We start from the raw sequence: 23142 nt of genomic DNA, 5'->3' as shown, positions 1-23142 counted from the left end.
GCTTCGCGCCATGGCACGAGTCATCCTCGCCGAAGCGCCCGGCGTCCCAGTCGCCCCAGAGCGCCGGTTCGCCCAGCGAACGGATGCCGCGACTGCGCCGGCCACGGCGATCATCCCCGCCCGTGGTGGGTCGATCGGCCTGCCCGGCAAGAACGTCGCGCGAGTGGGCGGCATTCCGCTCATCGAGCGTGCGGTGCGCGCGGCGCTCGCCGCCGTGCACATCGGTCGCGTCGTCGTCACGACCGACGACGAGACGATCGCCGAGGCCGCACGCGGCGCAGGCGCCGAGGTCATCGCACGACCCGGTGAGCTGGCGACCAGCACGGCGACGAGCGAGTCGGCGGTGCTGCACGCGCTCGAGGTCCTCGGGGCGGCCGCGGAAGCCGCCGGCACCGTCACCGAGGGCCGCTCCGGCACGGTCACGGTCTTCATCCAGGCGACTTCGCCCTTCATCGATCCGGCCGACCTCGATGCGGCGATCGAGACCGTCGCCGGCGGCGAGCGCGACGTGGTGTTCTCGGCGACCCCGACCCACGTCTTCCTGTGGCGAGAACAGCTCGGGGAGGGCGCCGTCGGCGTCAACCACGACGCCGCGCACCGCCCGCGCCGGCAGGACCGCGAGCCCGAGTACGTCGAGACCGGGGCGTTCTACGTGATGCGCACCGACGGGTTCGTCGAGCACGGCCACCGCTTCTTCGGTCGGGTCGGCATGCAACAGGTCAGCGCCGATCACGCCATCGAGATCGACGACGCCGCCGACCTGGTGCGCGCGAACGCGCTTGCGCGGACGATCGTCTTCGCTCCGCGGCATCCGGCGCCGCCGGTGATCGACGTCGACGCGGTCGTCACCGACTTCGATGGGGTGCACACCGACGACACCGTCATGGTCGACCAGCTCGGGCGGGAATCGGTACGGGTGAGTCGCAGCGACGGCCACGGCATCGCCCGTCTCAGGGCTGCCGGCATCCCCGTGCTCATCCTCTCGGCCGAAGAGAATCCCGTCGTCGGGCGGCGCGCCGAGAAGCTCGGCGTCGAGTGCGCGCAGGGCATCGCCGAGAAGGGCTCGGTGCTTCGCGAGTGGGCGGCGCACCGTGGCATCCGTCTCGATCGCATCGCGTACCTCGGGAACGACCACGGCGACCTGCCCGCTCTCGCAGAGGTCGGTTGGCCGATCGCCGTCGCCGACGCGGCACCGGCCGTGCTCGATGCCGCCCGGCACGTACTCGGCCAGCACGGCGGCCATGGCGCAGTGCGAGAGCTCGCCGACCTCGTGCTCGCTGCGCGAGCGGATGCTGCCGGCGAGCCGCTCCAGACCCTCACCGAGACCACCTTCGACACCCCAGGAGTGCACGCATGACGTCAGTTCGTATCGGCCGATCGATGGTCGGCGCCGAGTACCCCGTCTACGTCATCGGCGAGATCGGCCTGAACCACAACGGGGATGTCGAGATCGCCAAGCGGCTGATCGACGTGGCCGTCGAGTCGGGCGCCCAGGCCGTGAAGTTCCAGAAGCGCACTCCCGAGATCGCCACGCCCGAGCACATGCGCGACGTGCAGCGCGAGACGCCGTGGGGCACCATGAGCTATCTCGACTACCGGCGTCGTGTCGAGTTCGGCGAGGCCGAATACCTCGAGATCGCGTCGTACGCACTGCGCGCCGGCATCGATTGGTTCGCCTCGCCGTGGGACGTGCCGTCGGTCGAGTTCCTCGAGGGGCTCGATGTCGTGGCGCACAAGGTCGCTTCGGCATCGGTCACCGACCTCGCGCTGCTCGAGGCCGTCGCGCAGACCGGCAAGCCGGTCATCCTCTCGACGGGCATGTCGACGCTCGACGAGATCGACCGCGCCGTCGAGACCCTCGGCACCGAGCGGCTGGTCATCATGCACGCGACCTCGAGCTACCCGATGCCGCCCGAAGAGGCGAACCTGCGCACGATCGAGACGCTCCGCAGCCGCTACCGGGGGATCCCGATCGGCTATTCGGGTCACGAGCGCGGCCTGCAGATCTCGCTCGCCGCGGTCACCCTCGGCGCGGTCGCGGTCGAGCGCCACATCACCCTCGACCGGGCGATGTGGGGGTCCGACCAGGCCGCCTCTCTGGAGCCGACCGGGTTCGAGCACCTCGTGCGCGACATCCGGGTGATCGGCGAGGCGATGGGCGACGGCGTGAAGCGTGTCTTCCCCGGCGAGGAAGCACCGCGCGCGAAGCTCCGCCGAGTTCCTGCGCTGTGAACGACAGACCTCGATTCGGGCAGGGACAGAGGCAGGGGCTCGACACCGAGGCGGCGGCGCCCGCGGCAGCGGCCACGGTCGCCACTCGCATGCTCGTGATCGCCGACTCGGACTCCTACGTGAAGTGGGGGGCGGCGTTCGCGTCGCGGCTCCCCGACGGGTCGCGGGCCGAACTCGTCGTGCTGCAGACTCCCGTTCGGCCGAGCGAACGTCAGTTGCGTGCCGCGCTCGCGGGAACCTCCTTCGTGTCCGACACGGTGGCGACGATCTCGCTCGACGAACTGCCGGAGCTGCTCGCCGGCACGCGCCCCGACGTGGTGCTGCTCGCGTTGCGCGGCCCGCTCGTGCGGGTCGTCGCACCCATCGTCGCCGGCCTGCCCGATCGGCCGGTGCTCGTGAGCGGCTTTCCGGGCCTCACGATTCCCGCAGAGCCGAAGGCCGTCATCTACCGTGAACAGGTCGACCTCATCGTGCTGCACAGCCACCGCGAGGTGCGCGAGTTCCGAGTGAACGCGGAGCGCCTGGGCGTGGCCGTCGAGTTCGGGCTCGCGACGTTGCCGTTCCTGCCCGACGCCCCCGCGACGGATGTCGCAACCGCCCGGTCACGCGGCGATCTCGTCTTCGCGGCGCAGGCGAAGGTGCCCACCGAGCGCGAGGATCGGGTGCGGCTGCTCGGCTGGCTCGCCGATGCCGCGCGGCGCAGGCCCGACCGGCGCGTCGTGGTCAAGGTCCGGGCTCGCCGCGGCGAGGCGCAGACCCATGCGGAGACGTTCGACTACGCCGAGCTGCTCGCCGATCCAGACGTGCGTCGCGCACTCGGCGGGTCGCTGCCGCCCAACCTCGTCGTCGAGGACGGACCGATGGCGGCGCACCTCGCGAGCGCCGCCGGGCTCGTGACGGTGAGCTCGACGGCGGTGCTCGAGGCGATGGCGTCCGGCCTGCCGGCGCTGCTCGTCGACGAGTTCGGTGTTGCACCGAAGCTCATCAACACGGTGTTCGAGGGCAGTGGGCTGTTCGGTGGTGCCGAAGCGCTGGGCGGCTGGCAGACTCGTTCGCCGCAGGCCGAGTGGCTCGCCGACAACTACTTCCACGGGCGTGAGCACGACGACTGGGCCGAGCAGCTCGCTGCACTGCTCGAGCGGCGGGCTGCTTCGGCGTTGACGCCGCGCGAGCGCGCACACAACCTCACGGGGGGCGCGTTGCGGCGCGCGTTCGAACGCAAGCGAATGCTCGGCGAGCACGACCGCTCGGCCGCCGGGGCCGTGTCGATGCTCGTCGCGATTCCGGCTCGCTGGCTCGTGCGGCGCGCTCGCGCGGTGCGCAAGCGCGTGCTCGGCATGCGGCAGGCGCCGCTCGAGGCGTGAGTCACCGGGCTGCCGGCCCTGCTGGGCTGCATCGCGCAGGCTGCCGGCTCGACGATCAGTCCACCGGTGCCGAATGCTCCTCGACGTGGCGGAGGTAGGCGGCCGCGTTGCGCTGGATGCCGGCTCGCTCGACGTCGCTGAGCTCCCGTCGCACCTTCGCCGGTACTCCGGCGACGAGCGAACCCGGCGGCACGACCGTGCCCTCGAGCACCACGGCACCGGCGGCGACGAGTGAGCCGGCGCCGATGACCGCTCCGTTCAGCACCGTGGCGCTCATGCCGATGAGGCAGTCGTCTTCGACGGTGCAGCCGTGCAGCACGGCGCCGTGCCCGACGGAGACGCCCCGGCCGATGATCAAGGGGTAACCCGCGTCGACGTGACCGACGACGGTGTCTTGCAGGTTCGCGTTCTCGCCGATGATGATCGGCTCGGCCTCGGCGCGCAGCACGGCGTTGTACCAAACACTCGAACCCGGGCTGAGGCGCACGTCGCCGACGATCACGGCACCGGCTGCGACGAACGCCGTCTCGTCGAGCATCGGGGCCCGAACCCCGGCGATGGTGAGGATGCGGGCCGAAGGATCTGCAGGCATGCCGACAGCCTACGCGCGCCCGTCGCGCACCTCGCGGCGCGAGCGGACCCAGCGCGCGATGATGCGAATCACGGCGCCGACGGCGAGCACCCCCGCGCCGGCCACGATCGAGACGAGTGGAAGCGTCGCGACGAGCACGAGGCATCCGATCGCGCCGGCGATCGAGAGGGCGCGCGGCACGCGACGTTCTCGCCGCGGCTGCGTGATCGCCGCGATGTTCGCGACGAAGTAGTAGAGCAGCACCCCGAACGACGAGAATCCGATCGCGCCCCGAAGGTCGCTCGTGATCACGAGCACGATGATGACGAGGGCCACGGCGATCTCGGCGATGTGGGGCACCTGGAAGCGGGGATGCACCGTTGCCAGCGCACGAGGCAGTTCGCCGTCTCTCGCCATCGCCAGGGAGGTGCGGCCGATGCCGGCGATGAGGGCGAGCAGCGATCCGAGCGCGGCCACGGCTGCGCCGATGCGCACGACCGGCTCTGCCCACTGCCACCCTGCCGCACCCACCACGTCGACGAGCGGGGCGACGGATGCCGCGAGCCCGTCGGATCCGAGGGCGCCGAGTGTCGCGGCGCCGACGGCGGCGTACACGAGCACCGCGATGCCGAGTGCGATGCCGATCGCCCGCGGGATCGTGCGCGCCGGCTCGCGCACCTCCTCGCCGAGCGTCGCGATGCGGGCGTATCCGGCGAAGGCGAAGAACAGGAGTCCCGCGGACTGCAGGATGCCGAGCCAGCCGTGGTCGAGCCAGCCCTGATCGAGCAGGCGCGGGCCGAAGAGCGCATCGAGGCCGACGCCGCCGCTGCCTCCCTCGCTCGGGGCGCGGTCGAGGGCGGCGGTGGCGCCGGCCGCGATGACGAGCCCGAGCACGAGCAGCACGCCGACGACGATGAAGGTCGCCGCCCTGGCGGTGCGGGTGATGCCGCGGAGGTTGACGGCGGCGAGGGCGATCACGGCGAGCACCGCGAGCGCGCGCTGCCACTCGACCGGCGCGAGGTACGCGGCGAAGGTCATCGCCATCGCCGCGCAGCTCGCGGTCTTGCCGATGACGAAGCTCCATCCCGCGAGGAATCCCGGCCACTCGCCGAGCCGCTCGCGTCCGTAGCGGTACGCGCCTCCGGACTCGGGATATCGGGCGGCGAGCTGCGCCGTCGAGCTCGCGTTGGCGAAGGCGACGAAGGCCGCGACCGCAAGGCCGATCATGAGGCCCGCCCCCGCCGCCTGCGCCGCCGGGGCGAAGGCAGCGAAGACGCCGGCCCCGATCATGGCCGCGAGTCCGATGGCGACGGCATCGCGGAGCCCGAGGCGCCGGGCGAGGGAGGGCTGATCCACGATCGCACCCTACGCCATGCCGGTGACGCGTCGGAGTGGCCCGGCGTCGTACGATCGACGCATGTCGCAGCCCGCTCACCCCACCGTCGATCGAGTCGTCGCCGCCCTCGCAGAGCAAGGCCTGGCGCCCGAGATCGTCTGGTTCGACGGCGCCGTCACCACCGCGCAGCTCGCCGCCGAGGCGCTCGGCGTCGAGCCGGCGCAGATCGCGAACTCACTCGTCTTCCTGATCGACGACGAGCCCCTCCTCGTCCTGACGTCGGGATCGCACCGGGTCGACACCGAGTGGCTCGGCCGACAGCTCGGGGGCGACATCCGGCGTGCCTCGAAAGAGACGGTGAAAGCGGCGACCGGTCAGGTGATCGGGGGTGTCGCACCGGTGGGGCATCCGGCGCGCGTGCGCACGATCGTCGATGTGCAGCTCGCCGACTACGCCGTCGTGTGGGCTGCTGCCGGGCACGCGAAGACCGTGTTCCCGACCTCGTTCGACGAGCTCGTGCGCATCACCGGCGGCACGCCGAGCGCGGTCGAGCCGGCCTCGGCGGTCGCCTGACGCCGCAGCGCTCAGCTGTCGCGCCGCGCGCCCTGGTCGGCCCGTACCGCGAACACGACCGGCTCGCGGTAGCCGTGCTCGGCGAACGCCGCCAGCACCTCGCGCGTGACGACCGGCACGAGCGCATCGACCAGGAGCGCGATCGCCGAACCGCCGAAGCCACCGCCGGTCATGCGCGCGCCGATGGCCCCGTTGGCCTGCGCGGTCGCCACGACGAGGTCGAGCTCGGGCACCGAGATCTCGAAGTCGTCGCGCATCGACACGTGCGAGGCATCGAGGAACGGCCCGATCGCGCCCGGTCCCTGCTCGCGCAGGGTGCGCACGGTGTCGAGCACCCGTTCGTTCTCGGTGACGACGTGGCGCACCCTGCGGAACGTCTCGTCGTCGAGCAGTTCGGCCGCACGGGTGAGGTCATCGGGCCGCACATCACGCAGCGACTCGGCACCGAGCGCTCGAGCGCCCGCCTCGCACGAGGCGCGGCGCGCCGCGTAGCCGCCGGATGCGTGCGCGTGCTCGACCCGCGTGTCGACCACGAGCAGCGTCAGCCCGTCGGCACGGAACCCGAGGGGGATCACGTCGGCATCGAGGCTCCGGCAATCGAGGAAGACGCCGGAGTCGGCCTCGCCGAGCAGCGACGCCGCCTGGTCCATGATGCCGGTCGGTGCCCCGACGACCCGGTTCTCAGCGAGCTGGCCGACCTTCGCGAGGGTGGGGCGGTCGAGCCCGAGTCCCCAGTGCTCGTCGAGCGCGAGCGCGACCGCGCTCTCGATCGCGGCCGACGACGAGAGCCCGGCGCCGACCGGCACCTCGGAGGCGATGTAGAGGTCGACTCCGCGCACGTGCTCGAGGTCGGCACCGAACTCTCCGAGCGCCCAGGCGACGCCGAGGGGGTAGGCGGACCAGCCGCTCACTGCGTCGGGGGAGAGATCGTCGAGGTGGATCGTGACGGCTTCGGGGGCGAAGCCCGAGGCGACGCGGATGACCCGGTCGTCGCGGTCGCCGAGCGCGACGGCGGTGCGCCGGTCGATCGCGAACGGGAAGACGAAGCCGTCGTTGTAGTCGGTGTGCTCGCCGATCAGGTTGACCCGCCCGGGCGCCGACCAGACGCCGGCGGGACGACGGCCGTACCACTCGGCGAATCCGTGCGCCGCGGTCGTCGTCACGGTCGACGCGGTCGAGGCCGCGGAGGTGTCTGGCGTCTCGCTCATGCCTCGTCCGTTCCGATCGCGGCGCGCAGCGCCTCTGCCTGCGACTCGGGGGTGACGTCTCCGATCCAAGCTCCCATCGCCGCCTCGGAACCCGCGAGGTACTTGAGCTTATCGGCGGCCCGTCGCGGGCTCGTCAGCTGCAGCATGAGCCGCACGTCGCCCCGTCGCTCGTGCGCCGGTGCCTGGTGCCAGGCGGCGATGTAGGGCGTCGGGGTGTCGTACAGCCGGTCGATGCCGCGCAGCAGGCGCAGGTAGAGCGCGGCGAGCTCGTCGCGCTCCTCGAGCGTGGTCTCGGCGAGGTCGGGCACGTGCCGGTGCGGCAGCAGGTGCACTTCGATCGGCCAGCGCGCCGCGAACGGCACGAACGCGGTCCAGTGCTCACCGCTGAAGAGCATTCGGGGCCCGTTGCGCTCTCGCTCGAGCAGATCGGCGAAGAGGGTCGGCCCGTAGGAGTCGATCGAGGCGAGCAGGCGCTCGGTGCGGGGGGTGACGTAGGGGTAGGAGTAGATCTGGCCGTGCGGGTGACCGAGGGTCACGCCGATCTCCTGGCCACGGTTCTCGAACGGGAAGACCTGCTGCACACCGGGCAATGCCGAGAGCGCAGCGGTGCGCTGGGCCCAGGCCTCGATCACGGTACGCGCACGCGAGACCGACTGCGTGCCGAACGAACCCTCGTGCTCGGGGCTGAAGCAGACGACCTCGCAACGGCCGAAGGACGGATGCGTGCGCTCGAGGCCGACGCGACGCAGCTCTGCGAGGGCGCCGGCGCCGGCGGCATCCGCTGCTGCCAACTCGGGGCCGAACGACGGGGAACGGTTCTCGAAGACCGCGACGTCGTAGTTGCTGGGGATCTCCGAGGGGTTGCCCGGTCGCTGCGGGGCGAGCGGATCGAGGTTCGCCGGCGGCAGGAACACGCGGTTCTGCCGGGCGGCCGCGATCGAGACCCACTCGCCGGTGAGCGGGTCCTGGCGCATCTGCGCGTTCGCCGGTCGCGGGTCGAGCACGCGGGCATCGACGGCCCGCTCGGCCGGCAGCGTCGAATCGGCGTCGTCGAAGTAGATGAGCTCGCGCCCGTCGGCGAGCCGCGTCGGGGTGACGGTGATGCGGGGGTCGACATGGGCGCCGGATGTCGTGCCGGCGATGTCGTTCGTGTCGTTCACGCGCCACACCCTACGCGTCTTTCGTTTTGCAAACAAGCTGGTTTCGTATTGCAAAGTCGCCGCTCAGGCCGCATGATTCGGGTATGAGTGCCACCTCTGCGAACAGCACGACCGCGCAGCTCGACGCACCCCGTCGTCGCGAGCTCGCGCTCGCGCTCGTCGCCGAACGCGGGTTCGTGCGCGTCGCCGAACTGAGCCGGGCATTCGGCGTCACCACCGTGACGGCGCGCGCCGACCTCGACGCGCTCGAACGACAGGGCGTCATCCGGCGGGTGCACGGCGGCGCCGTGCCGGTCTCCTCGCCGCTCTCCGCCGAGCGCCCCGATCGCGAACCGAGCTTCGAGGAGGCGCTCGAGGCATCCGTCGAGCCGAAGCGGCGCATCGGCGAACTCGCGGCCTCGCTCGTGAAGAGCGGGCAGAGCGTCATCCTCGACGTCGGCACCACGACGCTGCAGGTGGCCCGCGCCCTGCGAGCACGAACCGATCTCGACGACGTGGTGATCTTCACCAACGGCCTCTCGATCGCGCTCGAGCTCGAGGCGGAGATCCCGCGCTTCACCGTCGTCGTCACGGGCGGCACGCTGCGGCCGAAGCAGCACTCGCTCGTGCATCCGCTCGCGGGCTCGATGCTCGACGAGGTGCACGTCGACCTCGCGTTCATCGGCTGCAACGGTGTCGACCCGCTGCACGGCGTCACGAACGCGAACCTGCCGGAGGCCGAGGTGAAGGCACTCATGCTCCGGGCCGCTGCACGCTCGATCGTCGTGGCCGACGCGACGAAGCTCGGCGAGGCGCACCTCGGGCGCATCGCACCGATCGACGCCTTCGACGCGCTCGTCACGGATGCCGCAGCGCCGCCGCCGATCGTGGCCGAGCTCGTCGATGCCGGACTCGCGGTGCACTCCGCGCGAGACTCTAGAGTGGATCCATGACTCTTCCCACGGGCGAACAGTTCGTCCTCGAGACGTCGACGTCGAGCGGCGACATCAGTGCGACGATCACCGCCGTCGCCGCCGGCATCCGCACACTCAGCATCAACGGCATCGATCTCGTGCCGCCGTACGCCGAAGACCAGTCTCCGCCCATGGGCGCCGGCGTCGTGCTCGTGCCGTGGCCGAACCGCATCCGCGATGGCCGCTGGACCCACGACGGGGTCGAGCACCAGCTCGCGATCACCGAGCCGGCCCGCGCGAACGCGATCCACGGGCTGCTGCGCTACACCGAGTACAAGCCGATCTCCCGCGAACGCGACTCGGTGACGCTCTCGGCGACCGTGTACCCGCAGCTCGGCTACCCGTTCCTGCTCGGCACCGCCGTGCACTACGAGCTCGTCGCCGACGGGCTGCGCGTCACGCACTTCGTCGAGAACCTCGGCGCCGAACCGGCTCCCGTGGCGATCGGCACCCACCCGTACCTGAAGATCGGCGGCGTGCCCACGGCCGACCTCACGCTGCGTCTCGACGCGTCGAGCCACATCGAGGTCGATGAGCGTCTGCTGCCCACCGGCGAGGTGCCGGTCGAGGGCACCGAGTGGGACTTCCGCGAGGGCCGCAGGGTCGGCGACGTGTCGCTCGACGACGCGTTCGGCGAGCTTGCGAGCGAAGACGGTCAGGTGCTGCACACCCTCACCGCGCCCGACGGCCGAAGCGTGTCGATCTGGGCCGACGACGAGTTCGACTACGTGCAGGTGTACACCTCGCGCGAATTCCCGGGCGAAGACGGCGACGTCGCGATCGCCGTCGAACCCATGACGGCACCGGCGGAGGCATTCAACTCGGGCCGCGGACTGCGCTGGCTCGATCCCGGCGAGGAGTGGCAGCTGTCGTGGGGCATCCGCTTCGCGGGCTTCTCCGCCGAATAGGCCGAACAGCCTGACGGCGCGACTGACTCAGCCGACGACGCAGGTCCCCGAATCGACGGTGTCATCGAGGATCGCGGCGTCGCTCACGAACGGCGCGAGCGTCGACGTCGGGATCGCGAAACCGACGTTGTCGACCGACTCGGACTTCGCGAAGATCACTCCGCCCACGGCTCCGTCGCCAGTGAGCACGGGGCCACCTGAATTGCCGTGGTCGACGTCGGCGGCGAGGGTGACGACGTCGCGCGTCGACGTCGTTCCCGCCGCCTGGATCGTGAGCGGACCACTCGACATGACGTTCGCGGGGCGCAGCTCGAACGGCCCGCCGAAGGGGTAGCCGGCGACCGCGACCTCTTGGCCCGGTGCGGCCGCGGCGAGTGCGAGCGGCGGCGTGGCGAGGCCGTCGACCGCGATGAGCGCCAGGTCGTTCGCCGCGTCGAAGGCGACGACCCGGCCGGCGATCGCCGGTTGGCCGGGTGCCTCGACGATGGGTTCGGTGACGCCGGCGACCACGTGCGCGTTCGTCACGATGCGGTCGGGCGTCACGACGAAGCCGCTGCCGGAGAGGGTCGAGCCGCACTGGAATGCGCTGCCGGTGACGCGAACGACGGATGCCGCGGCGCGCGCGAGCTCCGCATCGTCGACGTCGAACGTCGGCAGCGCCGGGCTCTCGGTCGGCCCGTCGAGCACGTCGACGAGCCACGGGATGCCTTCGCCGAGGGCGGCGGTGCGGATCTCGGCGAGCAGCGTGCGGGTCGGCGCCGGGGTGACGGCGTCGAGCGTCTGCAGAACTCGTGAGCCGGCCAGCGCGGGCGAGACCACCGGCACGCCCATCGCTGAGACGCCGGATCCGACGAGGGCGACGACGAACGCCGTGACGAGCAGGTTGCCGATGCCGCCGAGGATGCGGTCGAGCACGCCGAGCTTGACGGCACGGGCGCCGTGTCGCAATGCACGGCCGACCACGGCCCCGAGCCAGGCGCCGAGGCAGAGCAGGAGGACGGCCGTCGCGATCGCGGCCGGGGCCCGCCATTCGGGCCACGGCACGATGCCGGCGACCCACGGCATGGCGAAGTAGGCGGCGATGCCCGCGGCGATGAGGCCGACGAGGCCGGCAGCGGTACCCAGCAGTCCCGCGCGCGATCCGTTGACGACGGCGCCGATGAAGACGATCACGAGCAATACGTCGAGCACGATGCTCCAGGGCACGTGGTCTCCTCTCGGGCGGCTTCTGGAGCTCCAGCCTGCGGCATCCGTCTCGGAGAGTGCTGAAGGCCCGCAGTCTCGTTCGATCACGCGCACACGAACGGCCCCGTCGTCGGGCTGTGCCGCGTGTGCGCCCTTCCGATCGCGCGCACACGAAGGGCCCCGTCGTCGGGCTGTGCCGCGTGTGCGCCCTTCCGATCGCGCGCACACGAACGGCCCCGTCGTCGGGCTGTGCCGCGTGTGCGCCCTTCCGATCGCGCGCACACGAACGGCCCCGTCGTCGGGTCGACGGGGCCGTTCGCCTCAGGTGGTGCTACATGGCGGGCATGAGCACCGTGTCGATGAGGTACACCGTCGCGTTGGCGGTGTGCACGCCGCCGCAGACGACCGCCGAATCGTTGACCATGAGCGCGTCACCGGAGCCGCTGACCTCGACGGTGCCGCCTTGCACCGTGGTCTGGGTGCCGACGACCTCGTCGGGTGACAGCTGGCCGGGCACCACGTGGTACGTCAGGATGCTCGACAGCGTCGCCGCGTCGGTCTTCAGCGCTTCGATGGTCGCCGGGTCGATCTTCGCGAAGGCCTCGTCGACCGGCGCGAAGACGGTGAACTCGTCTCCGTTGAGGGTGTCGACCAGGTCGACCTCGGGGTTCAGCTGACCCGAGACGGCCGCGACGAGCGTCGTCAGGAGTGGGTTGTTCGACGCCGCGACGGCGACCGGGTCGGTCGACATGCCGACGACCGAGCCTGGCCCGTCGGGCACGGCTTCGGCGTAGGCGGCACAACCGGGGCCGACGAGATCTGCTGCGGGGTCGACCTCCATCGCCTCCTCGCTCGGCATGGCTTCTTCGGACATCGTGGGCTCGTCGCTCTCGGCGGCGGTACCGCCGGCGCTGCAGCCGGCGAGGCCGAGCATCGCGACGGCCGTGATCGAGAACACCGCGAGTGCGGTGCGGGTGCTGCGGGAAGTGGAACGCATCGGTCGACTCCTTCGAGGATCTCCGACCCGGGTTGGGCCGATGCGAGGGGTTCGGCGCGCTGCGCCGATCGGATTGGAACGGGTTCGAATCCGGTCGACGGGTGCGTGTCGCCACCGCGACGCCCGACCCGACCAATCGGATCGGCGCTCCGCTGCGAACCACTCGGCGACCCGAGAAAGCAGGAATCCGTGATCACCCTGGCCCTCATCGGTCTCCTCGGAGGCCTCATCACCGGCATCTCGCCGTGCATCCTGCCCGTGCTGCCCGTCATCTTCCTCTCGGGCGGTGCGCAGAGCGCGAGGGGCACGACGGATGCCCCTCAGGCCGGGAGATGGCGTCCGTACCTCGTCATCGCTGGGCTCGTGGTCAGCTTCAGCGTCTTCACGCTCGTGGGCTCGCTGCTCCTCGCCCTGCTCGGGCTGCCGCAGGACGTGCTGCGCTGGGCGGGCATCATCGTGCTCGTGCTGATCGGCGTCGGTCTCATCGTGCCGCGCTTCGAGGAGCTGCTCGAGAAGCCGTTCTCGTGGATCCCGAGGAAGAACGTCGGTACCGAGCAGGGCGGCTTTCCGCTCGGTCTCGCGCTCGGCGCCGTCTACGTGCCGTGCGCCGGCCCCGTGCTCGCGGCGATCACGGTCGCCGGGTCGACCGGGCGCATCGGTGTCGAGACCGTCGTGCTGACCGTCTCCTTCGCGGTCGGTGCTGCACTGCCGCTCCTGGTCTTCGCGCTCGCGGGCCGACGCGTCGCCGAGCGGGTCACGACCTTCCGCAAGCACCAGAAGGCCATCCGCATCACGGGCGGGGTCGTCATGATCGCGCTTGCCGTGGGCCTCGTGTTCAACCTGCCGCAGTTGCTGCAGCGGCTCGTGCCCGACTACACGAGCGCGTTCCAGCAGGAGCTCGCCGACTCCGAGGAAGTCACCCGAGCGCTCGATCTGGGCGGCCTCGTGAACGAGGAGAACGCAGAGCTCGACCGGTGCACGAACGGCGCTGCCGAGTTGGAATCGTGCGGAACGGCACCGTCAATCAGGGGCATCCAGCAGTGGTTCAACACCGATGGCGGTGCCGCGGTCGATCTCGCCGAACTGCGCGGCGAGGTCGTGCTCATCGACTTCTGGGCCTACTCGTGCATCAACTGCCAGCGCTCGGTGCCGCACGTCGTCGCGTGGGACGAGGCGTACCGCGACATCGGGCTCGCGGTCGTCGGCATCCACTCGCCCGAGTACGCCTTCGAGAAGGAGCCGCGGAACGTCGAAGCGGGTATCGCCGCCTTCGGCATCGACTACCCCGTGGGGCTCGACAACACCCTCTCGACGTGGACCAACTATCGCAACCGCTACTGGCCCGCGCACTACCTGATCGACGCCGAGGGCACGGTTCGCCACATCTCCTTCGGCGAGGGCAACTACGCCGAGACCGAGCAGCTCATTCGAGAACTGCTGGCCGATGCCGACCCGGGCGTGGAGCTGCCGCCCGTCACCGAGCAGCTCGACGACACCCCCGAAGCCGGTTCCACCACCCCCGAGTCGTTCCTCGGCACGACGAAGCAGGTCAACTTCGGCGGCGAGGAGCCGTATCGACGGGCGACGACGACCTTCGCGTTCCCGGCGAAGCTCGCCGGCGACGCGTTCGCCCTCGACGGCGAGTGGGCACTCGAGACCCAGTCGATCTCGCCGGCGGTCGACGATGCACGCGTGCGTCTCAGCTACACCGCGAGCGAGGTGCGGCTCGTGCTCGGCGGCACGGGCGCGATCACCGTCGACGACGGCGAGAACTCCCGCGAGATCGAGGTCGGCGGCGTGCCGAGATCGTACGAGCTCGTGAAATCGGATGCCGCGACATCCGGAACCCTCACCGTCACCGTCTCGGCCGGTGTCGATGCCTACTCCTTCACCTTCGGATGAGCCATGCCAACGCGTTGCACTCCCCAACAGCCATGGTCCGAGCGACGGTCGGCGCCGGATCTGACATGCTGGATCGCGTGGCCGACCGCGACAGTGACCTCACTGCGCCGGTGCCCGGTCCGACCGCTGAGGAACTCCTCACGCGAGTCGGCGCGGGCGACCGAGCGGCGTTCGGTGCGCTCTACGATGCGACGGCTGCCCGGCTGTTCGGCCTCGTTCGACGACTCGTCGTCGACCCGGCGCAGGCCGAGGAGGTGACGCAAGACGTGTATCTCGAGATCTGGCAGTCGGCACCTCGCTTCGATGCGACGCGAGGCAGCGCGCTCGCGTGGATGTTCACGCTCGCCCACCGTCGTGCGGTCGATCGCATCCGTGCCTCCCAGGCGTCGCGCGACCGAGATCTGCGCATCGGTGCGCGCGACCTCGACGTGCCCGTCGACACGGTCGCCGAGACCGTCGAGATCAGGGTCGAGCACGAACGCGTGCAGGCGGCGCTCGGGGGACTCAGCGAACTGCAACGCGAGTGTGTTTCGCTGGCCTATTACGGCGGTCTCACGCAGAGCGAGATCGCCGACCGCCTCGAGGTGCCGCTCGGCACTGTCAAGACCCGATTGCGAGACGGCATGATCCGATTGAGAACTGCGCTGGGGGTGACGACGTGACCGGGCCGAACGACCCCCGAGACGATCGCGAGCAGGCAGGCGCAGAGCCGCCGATCGATTCGGTCGAGGCACTCGACGGCCTCGCCGCTGCGTACGCCCTCGACGCCCTCGATGCCGACGAACGCGAGACGCTCGAACGAGCGCTCGACGCCGACCCCGAACTCCGCGACGACCTCGACCAGTACGCGGAGACCGCAGCGTTGCTGGCCGCGGCCACCGACCCCGTTGCACCGCCGCCCGCCATGAAGGCCCGGCTCATGGCTCAGCTCGACGAACTGCCGCAGCAGCGACCCGCCCCCGAGCAGCACATCGCGGAGGTCGCTGCGGACGATCCTGCTCGACCCGGCCGTCACGCCGCGGCGCAGGCCGGGCCGGCGGAGCTGGCAGCTCGGCGCCGCTGGTTCCAGCGCCCGGGCGCCGTCATCGCGGCCGCGGCCGCATCCGTCGTGCTCATCGCCGGCGTCATCGTCGGCGTCGGCTGGTCGGGTCCGAACGGGTGGGGCGCGCAGCGCGAGATGGCGGCCATCGCCGAGGCACCCGACGTGCAGACCGTGACGCACGAGGTCGACGGCGGGGGAGCCATCACCCTCTACTGGTCGGCCGAGCAGGGCCGCTCCGGCGTCGTCGTCGAGGGCCTGCCCGATGTCGGCGGCGATGAGACGTACGAGCTCTGGTACATCGACGATTCCGGTGCCCAGTCGGCGGGCACCTTCGATGTGCGCGGTGACGAGACCTGGCGGGTGCTCGACGGTTCCTTCGCACCGGGCGTCGCCGTGGGCGTGACGGTCGAGCCCGCCGGAGGTTCGCCGCAACCGACGACGGATCCGATCGTCGTCATCGCGACGTAGTCGAACACCGACAACGGATGCCGCCACGCTGCGGCGACTCGGTTAGGGTCTGAGTGCTCGGGGCCGTTCCGCGGAGTGGCCCCATCACCACACACGATGAGGAGTGACGGATGCGCGTCGGAATGTTCCTGAACTACGCCGGCGGCTTCCGCGAGGTCGCCGACGAGGTCGTCGAGCTCGAGCAGGCCGGTGTCGACCTCATCGCGGTGCCCGAGGCGTACTCCTTCGACGCGGTGAGCCAGCTCGGCTTCCTCGCCGCGCGAACCTCGACGATCACGCTCGCGTCGGGCATCATGCAGCTCTACACGCGTACGCCCACGCTCACGGCGATGACCGCGGCCGGCCTCGACTACGTCTCGGACGGCCGGTTCGAGCTCGGCATCGGGGCATCCGGTCCGCAGGTCATCGAGGGCTTCCACGGCGTGCCGTACGATGCGCCGCTCGGTCGCACCCGTGAGCTCGTCGACATCTGCCGCATGGTCTGGCGTCGTGAGCCCGTCGTGCACGACGGGCGTCGCTACCGCATCCCCCTGCCCGAGGGCGAGGGCACCGGTCTCGGCAAGCCGTTGAAGCTCATCAATCACCCGGTGCGCGAGCGCATCCCCATCACGGTCGCGTCGCTCGGACTCAAATCGGTTGAGCAGACCGCCGAGATCGCCGACGGTTGGCTGCCGATGTTCTTCCACCCCGAGCGCGCCGCCGGCGTCTGGGGCGACGCGCTCGCCGCGGGTGCGGCGAAGCGTTCGGCCGAGCTCGCGGCACTCGATGTCTTCGCGAGCCCGGCGCTGGCGATCACCGACCATCCCGAGCAGGTCCTGCCGCTCGTCAAGCCCCAGCTCGCCCTCTACATCGGCGGCATGGGGGCCCGCGGCAAGAACTTCTACAACGAGCTCATCTCGAACTACGGGTTCGAGGCAGAGGCGACGCTCATCCAAGATCTGTACCTCGCGGGACGAAAAGACGAGGCGATCGCGGCGGTGCCCGACGAACTGGTGCGCGCCGTCTCGCTCATCGGTCCGGCCGCGTACGTCGGCGAGCGCATCGCCGCGTTCGCCGAGGCGGGTGTCACGACGCTCGCGGTCACGCCGTTGGCTCGCAGCTCGGCCGAGCGGGTCGCGCTGATGTCGGGGTTCCGTTCGCTCGTCGGCTGAGTTCCCTCGCGCCCTCCTTCCGCCGAGACGACCTGCGGATGTCGCGATCGTGAACGTTCGCGCCGATTCCGAATCCGCCTCTGGCGCAGCGGCCTCGCGCAGGTCTACGTTGAGACCGTACGCACGATGTCGTGGGTACAAGGGACACCTGGGGAGGAGCCGCCATGGCGGGAACGTTCGAGCTCTACGAGGATGCCGGCGGGCAGTACCGGTTCCGGCTGAAAGCCGGCAACGGCCAGACCATCGCGGCATCCGAGGCCTACACGACGAAGGCCGCCGCGCTGAACGGCATCGAATCGGTGCGCAGCAACGCCCCCGACGCGACCCTCGTCGACCAGGTCGACTAGCTCGAGCTCCCGCCGAGGCGGTGCCCGCTCACTGCGCTCGGCCTGCTCAGCGCGCTCGGCCTGTTCACCGGGTTCGGCGGACGATGATCGATTCCTGCGACCGCCATGCCACGTATGCCCAGACGGCGAGTGCGAGCATCGGGCCCCAGAACCAGAGCGGGAGCACGAGCGCCACGAGCTGGGTGCCGATCGGCCCAGTCGGGATTCCGACTGTCGTCACGAGCATCGGACCCGCGGCGATGCAGAGCACCGTTGCGGCGGTGAAACCGGGCACCGCAGCTGCGCGCACCGGAACCCGGCGGCCGCCGACGCGGGGCATCCACTTCGGGAACACGCGGCCCCACGGCAGGATCAGGCCGAGCGTCAGGATGATCGCGGCGGCCGCGCCCGATCCGAGCATGATGCCGATGGCGAGCGTCGCTGCCGGGAGGTCCGAGACACTCGGGGCGAACAACGGCCACGGGGTCAACCAGCTCCCGCGTGCGATCGCATAGGGCACCGGGCCGAGCGCCGCGAGGATCGTGAGCGTTCGACGGTGCCGCACGAGCCAGCCTTCGAATCGGCGACCGCCGGGTGCGTCGCGCATCGTGATGATCGCGAGCGCCGTCCAGGCCCCGGTCGCGGTCACCGACACGATGATCACCCCGAGGTCGGGAAGGTTGGCCACGAGGGTGTTCGTGAACTGCACGGCGGACTCGGCGCTGCCCTCGAGGGTGACGCCGGCGAGCCAGACGGATGCCGCGGCGAGGGCGATGAGCCCGCCGAGCAGTGCGAACCCGAGCCGAGGTGCGCGCACGAGCATCACCGCGATCGTGACGACCCCGGCCACGACCGAGGCGACCCCGAAGAGATACCCCGCGTACGTGATCGTCGACATGCTCCCGAGTGCGAACCCGAGCACCGCAGCGATCGCCGCGGCCCCGATGCCGATCCCGCGCGGTTGTGGTCGCGGGTGACCGGTCGTCGCGCCTCGCGAGAACCCCACGAGCGTGAGCAACACCCCGGCTCCTCCGGCGGCGACGGCGATCACGGCGACCGGTGTCGCGCCGAGCAGTGCGCTGGCGAGGCTCAGCATGTCGGTGCCGAACGGGTTCAGAGCAGGCGCGAACAGCCACACCAGTCCGAGGCCGGCGATTCCGGCTGAGCCGACGAGCGCGAGCAGCGCCAGCGCTCGCGGCGTGCGCGTTGGAGCCGATGGCGGGGCGGAGCCGGTCGCGGTGGCTGGGGTTCGTTGGGTGTCGGTCATGCTCGAGGTCTCCTCGGTGCGGTGCGGTGGAAGCGGGGTGTCCCGTTCACGGGTCGATCGTGGCAGCGCCCGCGAACCACCGCCTCACTCGAACGGGTGAGACGAGACATCCGCGGCGCCGGTAGCGTGGTGCGCAGAATGGATGCCATGCCAGAGCGCTCAGCGACGGAGACGATGTCGACGCGCGCCACCGCTTCGCCAGCGCCGACGCTCGCGGACTGGGCGTGGGCGGCGGCCGGTGCGGCGGCGCTGCTCCCGCTCACGATCGTCGAACTCGTGCGTGCCGTCCGTGCGCCGCAGGGCCTCGCCTGGGCGGTCGTCATCATCGCCCTCTACGTGGTGCTGCACCTCACGGTGGCGCTGCGTCGCCGGTGGCCGCGCGGCACGCTCATCGCGGCATCCGTCGTCATGCTGGCGCTCACCGCCGCGAGCCTGCCGGGTGCCCCGACCGTGGCCGTGCTGCTGCCGAGCAGTCTCGTCTACCTCGTGCTCGTCTTCACCGCGGCCGCGAGCGACGACCGGTGGGCTGATGTGCTCGCGCTCGCCTTCGGCATCGCCGGTGCCGGCATGATGACCGCGGTGGCGATCGCACACGGCGCTCTGACGGCTTCCGCCATGAACCCCGGGCTCGGGCCGCTGATCGCGCTCGCGGGCTTCCTCGTCGCGTCGATCGGTGCCGCGTGGGCTCTGGGCCGATACCGGCGGGAGTCGCGCCGCAAGCGCGCCGCGCAGGAGTTCGGACGAGCGCAGGCCGCCGAGCTCATCGCGCAGCGCGAGCGCGAGGTGATCGCCGAGGAGCGCCGACGCATCGGTCGGGAGCTGCACGACGTCATCTCGCATTCCCTCGCGGTCATGGTCGCCCAGGCGGAGGCGGCGCGCGTGCTCCAGCGGCGCGACGAACCCACCGCCGACCCTCGAGCGCGCGTCGCGATCGAGCAGGTCGTCGCCACCGGGCGTGCCGCCATGAACGACATGCGCGGCCTGCTGACGGTGCTCACCGAGCCGGCGTCGAACAGCGAGCATCTCGTCGAGCCTGCACCTCGTGCACCGAGCCCCGGACTCGCCGATCTCGACGAGCTCGCGCAGCGCGCCTCCGGCCCCGAACGGGTCGTCGAGGTCACCTCGACGGGGGCGCCCGGGGTTCTCAGTCCGGGCACCGCGCTCACCGCGTACCGGGCCGCGCAGGAGTCGCTCACGAACACGCTGAAGCACACGCGTCCACCGACCCGGAGCGAAGTGCGGCTCGACTGGACCGACGACGCGCTGGTGCTGACCGTCTCCGACGACGGTGCGGCCCCGGCGACCGGGCGGCTGCCCGGCAGCGGGCGCGGTCTCCGCGGCATGCGCGACCGAGTGGAGCAGGCGGGCGGCCGGCTCGAGAGCGGCCCGCGCGATGACGGCGACGGATGGCTCACCCGCGCGGTCCTCCCGCTCGAGCCGCACCCCGCCGAACCGGAGCGGCAGGATGACTGACACCGCACGATCCGACGACGAACGGGTCGTGGCATCCGATCGGATCCGTGTCGCCGTCGCCGACGACCAGGAGCTCATCCGGTCTGCCGTCGCCGTCATGATCGAGGCGCATGCCGACCTCGAACTCGTCGCCGAGGCATCCGACGGAGCTGAACTCCTGACGCTGGCGCGGGCGCACCGCTTCGACGTCGTGCTGATGGACATCCGGATGCCCCGGCTCGACGGCATCGAGGCCACGCGCAGGCTGCTCCTCGAGCACCCGCGTACGCGGGTGCTCGTGCTGACGACGTACGACCTCGACGAGTACGTGTTCGCTGCGGTGCGCGCGGGCGCCAGCGGCTTCCTCACGAAGGACGCGTCGAGCGAGGAACTGTCCGCGGCGATCCGCGCCGTGCATCGGGGCGACGCGGTGCTCGCCCCGCGTGCGACGGCGAGCATCGTCGACTTCGTCGCTCGTGCACCACAGCCGCACGACGCCGAGTCGCTCCTCGCACCGCTCACGGCGCGCGAGCGCGACGTGCTGCATGAACTGCTGACGGGCGCCGCCAACGACGCGATCGCCGAACGGCTCTACATGAGCGTCAACACCGTGAAGACCCACATCGCAGCGATCCTCGCAAAGCTCGGGCTTCCCGACCGCGTGCACGTCGTGATCTGGGCGTACGAGCACGGCCTCGCCGGCTGATCGCGGCAGTGCGTGGGTACATGGTGGGCCCCGTCGGGCTCGAACCGACGACCCGCGGATTAAAAGTCCGCTGCTCTGCCAACTGAGCTAGAGGCCCGCCGAACCAGAATAGCCTGCCCGCAGGCCTCATCGGTGCGTCGGGATGAAGTGTCGGTCGTTGCGCCTATTCTTCGAGTCGACGGATGAGGCCGATCGCGTAGAGGAATCCATGAAGACGTGTTCGACGTGCAGGTGCATCCTGCTGCTCGACAAATTCAACATGCGATCGGCATCACCCGACGGACACCAGTCCGTATGTCGGGCGTGCAATCGGGCGCGCTCTCGACGGTAGTACTCTGAGAACCTCGAAAAGCACCGGCGGGCGGTCGCCGCTCAGGTCGCGAAGACCCGCTCCGCGCACCTTGAGCGCATCGGGGCCTACGCTCGCTTGGGCGAGAACTGGCGCAGCCGCGTTCAGTCGCAGAGACCTCTGTCGAATGACCTCGGCTCGGCGGTCTGAGCTCTCCGGGTGACGCTCGGCTCGGGCGAGTAGTGTGTGCGGCGATGCCTTCCGACTTCCATCGCCCAACTCGCTTCCCGTCCGGCAAGTTCGAGGGGTACCTCGGCGCCGAAGATCCGGCGCAGATCAGCCGCGTCGCGCACGACACCGCCGCCGCGCTGCTGGCACGAGTGCGTGCGAACCCCGATCCAGAAGTCATCGCCCGCCTCACCACGTACACCGACGAACACGGCATCGACGCGATCGCCGAGCTCTGGGCGCCCGCGTCGCCGCGAAGCCTGCCGGGCGCGCTGTGGCGCGTCTACCTGCTGCGCACGCTGATCCGGCAGGATCCGCACGGCATCAGCCTCGCGTTCCAGCGCGGCACCGAAGTCTCGCACACGATCGACCAGGTCGTCGCCGGCGCAGCCATCCCTGCCGGTCCCGATGAGGTCCGCGAGCTCGCCGACCGCATCCTGCACGGTCTCTTCACCGGCGACTTCGCCGTTGCGCTCGATCGCGCGTCCGCGTTCGCGCGCGTCACCGCGGTCGGCATGACGAGTCTCGCCGACGATGCCGATGCCACGGATGCCGCGAACCCCGTGCGCTCGGCAGAACTCACGAAGCGCGCACTCCGCCTCACCCAGCTCGCCGAAGCACTCACCTCGTGCGCACGCCTCTGGCGGGCCGACTCGCTCGACTGATCCCGTCTCCCTCGACAGGTCGGCACCGCGCGGCTGATCCACAGCTGCCGGGAATGAAGTGGCACCAGACCTCGTTTACACTTGACGTGGCCGGCCGCAGTAACCCCGGGCTCCAATATTCGCCGCTCCGAGCGGCCTCGCGCCGAGAGGCGTTCTGCGGCCGGCCATTTTCGTCCCTCGGTTCCGGTGGTCGCGTCGATCGGCCACGGCGAGCGGATGTCTCGGGCCGCAGCGCCACGCGGCATCCGCGTAGCATCGGTACATGCCCGCGACCGTGACCCTGCTCATCGAACCCGTGCCAGCCGATGCCGTCGGCGTCGATCTCGATGCGACGCTGCGCGAGGTCGACGCCGCCGCGCCGGCGCTGCGCGTCGGCGAACTGTCGACGCAACGCGGCGACGGCGTCTTCGAGACGCTCGCCGTCGTCGACGGGCACGCGCAGGAGACCGGCCCGCACCTCGAGCGACTGCGCAACTCGGCGCTCATCTGCGAGCTGCCTGAACCGAACCTCGCCCAGTGGCGTGCCGCCATCGACCGCGCCGTCGCGGCCCTGCCCGATCGCGGCGAGTGGGCGTTGAAGCTCGTGCTCAGCCGCGGTGTCGAACACGGGCCGACGCCGACGGCCTGGCTGCACGCGGTGCGCGCAAACGACTTCAGCGCCGTACGGGAACGCGGCGTCACCGCGGTCACCCTCGACCGCGGTTACGCCCACGACGCAGCCGCACGCGCGCCGTGGCTGCTGCTCGGTGCGAAGACCCTCAGCTACGCCACGAACATGGCCGCGCTCCGAGAGGCGCACCGCCGTGGCGCCGACGACACGATTTTCGTCTCCTCAGACGGCTACGTCATGGAGGGGCCGACGTCGAGTGTCATCCTGCGGCACGGCGAGGTCTACTCAACGCCGGCGCCGTCCGGCGCCATTCTGCACGGGACGACGCAGCAGAGCCTCTTCGAGCACCTCGCCGCCACCGGGCGAGCGACAGAGTACCGCGACATCCCGGTCGCCGAACTCGGCTCCGCCGACGCCATCTGGCTCGTCTCGAGCGTGCGGCTCGCCGTCGGGGTGACGAAGCTCGACGGAGCGACGTTCACGTACGACGCCGACGAGACGCGGGCGTTCAACGACTACCTGCGCTCGCCCCGCGACTGAGACGGGGCG

General features: G+C 70.9%; 22 protein-coding genes and 1 tRNA gene. 15 read left to right on the top strand and 8 right to left on the bottom strand.

Annotation, left to right across the window (positions count from 1 at the left end):
• Positions 1 to 10: 10 nt before the first annotated feature.
• From AC6CH0_RS00585 to AC6CH0_RS00575, 3 genes are read left to right on the top strand one after another with little or no spacing between them, the layout of a single operon-like run.
• The gene (locus tag AC6CH0_RS00585) at positions 11 to 1357 is read left to right on the top strand and encodes a cytidylyltransferase domain-containing protein (RefSeq protein WP_498097569.1); all 1347 of its coding nucleotides are present in this window, start codon (positions 11 to 13) and stop codon (positions 1355 to 1357) included.
• Positions 1354 to 2232, top strand: coding sequence for an N-acetylneuraminate synthase family protein (locus AC6CH0_RS00580; RefSeq protein WP_498097567.1), 879 nt, complete (start codon positions 1354 to 1356; stop codon positions 2230 to 2232). Before AC6CH0_RS00585 ends, AC6CH0_RS00580 begins: the two co-directional genes overlap by 4 nt.
• Positions 2229 to 3596: a DUF6716 putative glycosyltransferase gene (locus tag AC6CH0_RS00575; RefSeq protein ID WP_498097565.1), complete on the top strand. Its 1368-nt coding sequence runs from the start codon at positions 2229 to 2231 to the stop codon at positions 3594 to 3596. Before AC6CH0_RS00580 ends, AC6CH0_RS00575 begins: the two co-directional genes overlap by 4 nt.
• A gap of 55 nt (positions 3597 to 3651) precedes the next feature.
• Here AC6CH0_RS00575 and AC6CH0_RS00570 read toward each other — a convergent pair whose 3' ends face one another.
• Together AC6CH0_RS00570 and AC6CH0_RS00565 are read right to left on the bottom strand one after the other, a co-directional pair.
• Positions 3652 to 4188, bottom strand: coding sequence for a gamma carbonic anhydrase family protein (locus AC6CH0_RS00570; protein ID WP_498097563.1), 537 nt, complete (start codon positions 4186 to 4188; stop codon positions 3652 to 3654).
• 9 nt (positions 4189 to 4197) lie between these two features.
• Positions 4198 to 5523 carry an APC family permease gene (locus AC6CH0_RS00565; RefSeq protein ID WP_498097561.1) on the bottom strand — a complete coding sequence of 442 codons (1326 nt, stop codon included), beginning with the start codon at positions 5521 to 5523 and terminating at the stop codon, positions 4198 to 4200.
• A gap of 61 nt (positions 5524 to 5584) precedes the next feature.
• Between AC6CH0_RS00565 and AC6CH0_RS00560 the strand changes: the two genes are divergently transcribed.
• Positions 5585 to 6076: a YbaK/EbsC family protein gene (locus AC6CH0_RS00560; protein ID WP_498097559.1), complete on the top strand. Its 492-nt coding sequence runs from the start codon at positions 5585 to 5587 to the stop codon at positions 6074 to 6076.
• An 11-nt stretch (positions 6077 to 6087) separates the two neighbouring features.
• Here the strand turns inward: AC6CH0_RS00560 and galK are convergent, their stop codons facing one another.
• Both galK and galT read right to left on the bottom strand, forming a co-directional pair.
• Positions 6088 to 7284, bottom strand: coding sequence for a galactokinase (gene galK, locus AC6CH0_RS00555; protein ID WP_498097557.1), 1197 nt, complete (start codon positions 7282 to 7284; stop codon positions 6088 to 6090).
• A complete protein-coding gene (gene galT / locus AC6CH0_RS00550) occupies positions 7281 to 8387 on the bottom strand; it encodes a galactose-1-phosphate uridylyltransferase (RefSeq protein WP_498100970.1) in 1107 nt (368 codons plus the stop codon). The genes galK and galT overlap by 4 nt, the downstream gene beginning before the upstream one ends.
• A 140-nt stretch (positions 8388 to 8527) precedes the next feature.
• Here galT and AC6CH0_RS00545 point away from each other — a divergent pair, with 140 nt between their 5' ends.
• Complete coding sequence (locus AC6CH0_RS00545) at positions 8528 to 9376, top strand: DeoR/GlpR family DNA-binding transcription regulator (protein WP_498097555.1); 849 nt, start codon at positions 8528 to 8530, stop codon at positions 9374 to 9376.
• Positions 9373 to 10305 (top strand): aldose 1-epimerase family protein, encoded by a 933-nt coding sequence (locus AC6CH0_RS00540; RefSeq protein WP_498097553.1) that lies wholly within the window; start codon positions 9373 to 9375, stop codon positions 10303 to 10305. The genes AC6CH0_RS00545 and AC6CH0_RS00540 overlap by 4 nt, the downstream gene beginning before the upstream one ends.
• A 27-nt stretch (positions 10306 to 10332) precedes the next feature.
• On the opposite strand, the gene AC6CH0_RS00535 is transcribed toward AC6CH0_RS00540, so the two are convergent.
• Both AC6CH0_RS00535 and AC6CH0_RS00530 read right to left on the bottom strand, forming a co-directional pair.
• Entirely contained in the window at positions 10333 to 11511 is a 1179-nt protein-coding gene (locus AC6CH0_RS00535; RefSeq protein ID WP_498097551.1) for a MarP family serine protease, read from the bottom strand.
• Positions 11512 to 11821: 310 nt separating this feature from the next.
• Positions 11822 to 12487 carry a fasciclin domain-containing protein gene (locus tag AC6CH0_RS00530; RefSeq protein ID WP_498097549.1) on the bottom strand — a complete coding sequence of 222 codons (666 nt, stop codon included), beginning with the start codon at positions 12485 to 12487 and terminating at the stop codon, positions 11822 to 11824.
• 189 nt (positions 12488 to 12676) lie between these two features.
• On the opposite strand from AC6CH0_RS00530, the gene AC6CH0_RS00525 reads away from it, so the two are divergent.
• The 5 genes from AC6CH0_RS00525 (at position 12677) to AC6CH0_RS00505 (ending at position 17397) form a co-directional block, all read left to right on the top strand.
• A complete protein-coding gene (locus AC6CH0_RS00525) occupies positions 12677 to 14389 on the top strand; it encodes a cytochrome c biogenesis protein CcdA (RefSeq protein WP_498097547.1) in 1713 nt (570 codons plus the stop codon).
• A gap of 65 nt (positions 14390 to 14454) precedes the next feature.
• Entirely contained in the window at positions 14455 to 15051 is a 597-nt protein-coding gene (gene sigK, locus AC6CH0_RS00520; protein ID WP_498097545.1) for an ECF RNA polymerase sigma factor SigK, read from the top strand.
• Positions 15048 to 15899 (top strand): anti-sigma factor, encoded by an 852-nt coding sequence (locus tag AC6CH0_RS00515; RefSeq protein ID WP_498097543.1) that lies wholly within the window; start codon positions 15048 to 15050, stop codon positions 15897 to 15899. Before sigK ends, AC6CH0_RS00515 begins: the two co-directional genes overlap by 4 nt.
• Positions 15900 to 16009: 110 nt before the next feature.
• The gene (locus AC6CH0_RS00510) at positions 16010 to 17050 is read left to right on the top strand and encodes an LLM class F420-dependent oxidoreductase (protein ID WP_498097541.1); all 1041 of its coding nucleotides are present in this window, start codon (positions 16010 to 16012) and stop codon (positions 17048 to 17050) included.
• Positions 17051 to 17214: 164 nt separating this feature from the next.
• Positions 17215 to 17397 (top strand): YegP family protein, encoded by a 183-nt coding sequence (locus tag AC6CH0_RS00505; protein WP_498097539.1) that lies wholly within the window; start codon positions 17215 to 17217, stop codon positions 17395 to 17397.
• A 64-nt stretch (positions 17398 to 17461) separates the two neighbouring features.
• Here AC6CH0_RS00505 and AC6CH0_RS00500 read toward each other — a convergent pair whose 3' ends face one another.
• A complete protein-coding gene (locus tag AC6CH0_RS00500; protein WP_498097537.1) occupies positions 17462 to 18643 on the bottom strand; it encodes a hypothetical protein in 1182 nt (393 codons plus the stop codon).
• Positions 18644 to 18790: 147 nt separating this feature from the next.
• Between AC6CH0_RS00500 and AC6CH0_RS00495 the strand changes: the two genes are divergently transcribed.
• Positions 18791 to 20116: a sensor histidine kinase gene (locus AC6CH0_RS00495; protein ID WP_498097535.1), complete on the top strand. Its 1326-nt coding sequence runs from the start codon at positions 18791 to 18793 to the stop codon at positions 20114 to 20116.
• A complete protein-coding gene (locus tag AC6CH0_RS00490; protein WP_498097533.1) occupies positions 20109 to 20801 on the top strand; it encodes a response regulator in 693 nt (230 codons plus the stop codon). Before AC6CH0_RS00495 ends, AC6CH0_RS00490 begins: the two co-directional genes overlap by 8 nt.
• A 21-nt stretch (positions 20802 to 20822) precedes the next feature.
• Here the strand turns inward: AC6CH0_RS00490 and AC6CH0_RS00485 are convergent.
• A tRNA-Lys gene (locus tag AC6CH0_RS00485) sits at positions 20823 to 20898 on the bottom strand.
• Between the two features lie 446 nt (positions 20899 to 21344).
• Between AC6CH0_RS00485 and AC6CH0_RS00480 the strand changes: the two genes are divergently transcribed.
• Together AC6CH0_RS00480 and AC6CH0_RS00475 are read left to right on the top strand one after the other, a co-directional pair.
• On the top strand, positions 21345 to 21983 hold the full coding sequence (locus tag AC6CH0_RS00480) for a DNA-directed RNA polymerase subunit beta (RefSeq protein WP_498097531.1): 639 nt from the start codon (positions 21345 to 21347) through the stop codon (positions 21981 to 21983).
• Between the two features lie 262 nt (positions 21984 to 22245).
• Positions 22246 to 23133 carry an aminodeoxychorismate lyase gene (locus AC6CH0_RS00475; protein ID WP_498097529.1) on the top strand — a complete coding sequence of 296 codons (888 nt, stop codon included), beginning with the start codon at positions 22246 to 22248 and terminating at the stop codon, positions 23131 to 23133.
• Positions 23134 to 23142 lie beyond the last annotated feature (9 nt).

The sequence above is a fragment of the Agromyces sp. GQ35 genome, from assembly GCF_059758475.1.
The sequence above is the reverse complement of the archived record's forward strand: the minus strand, read 5'-3'. Positions and strand labels throughout refer to the sequence as shown.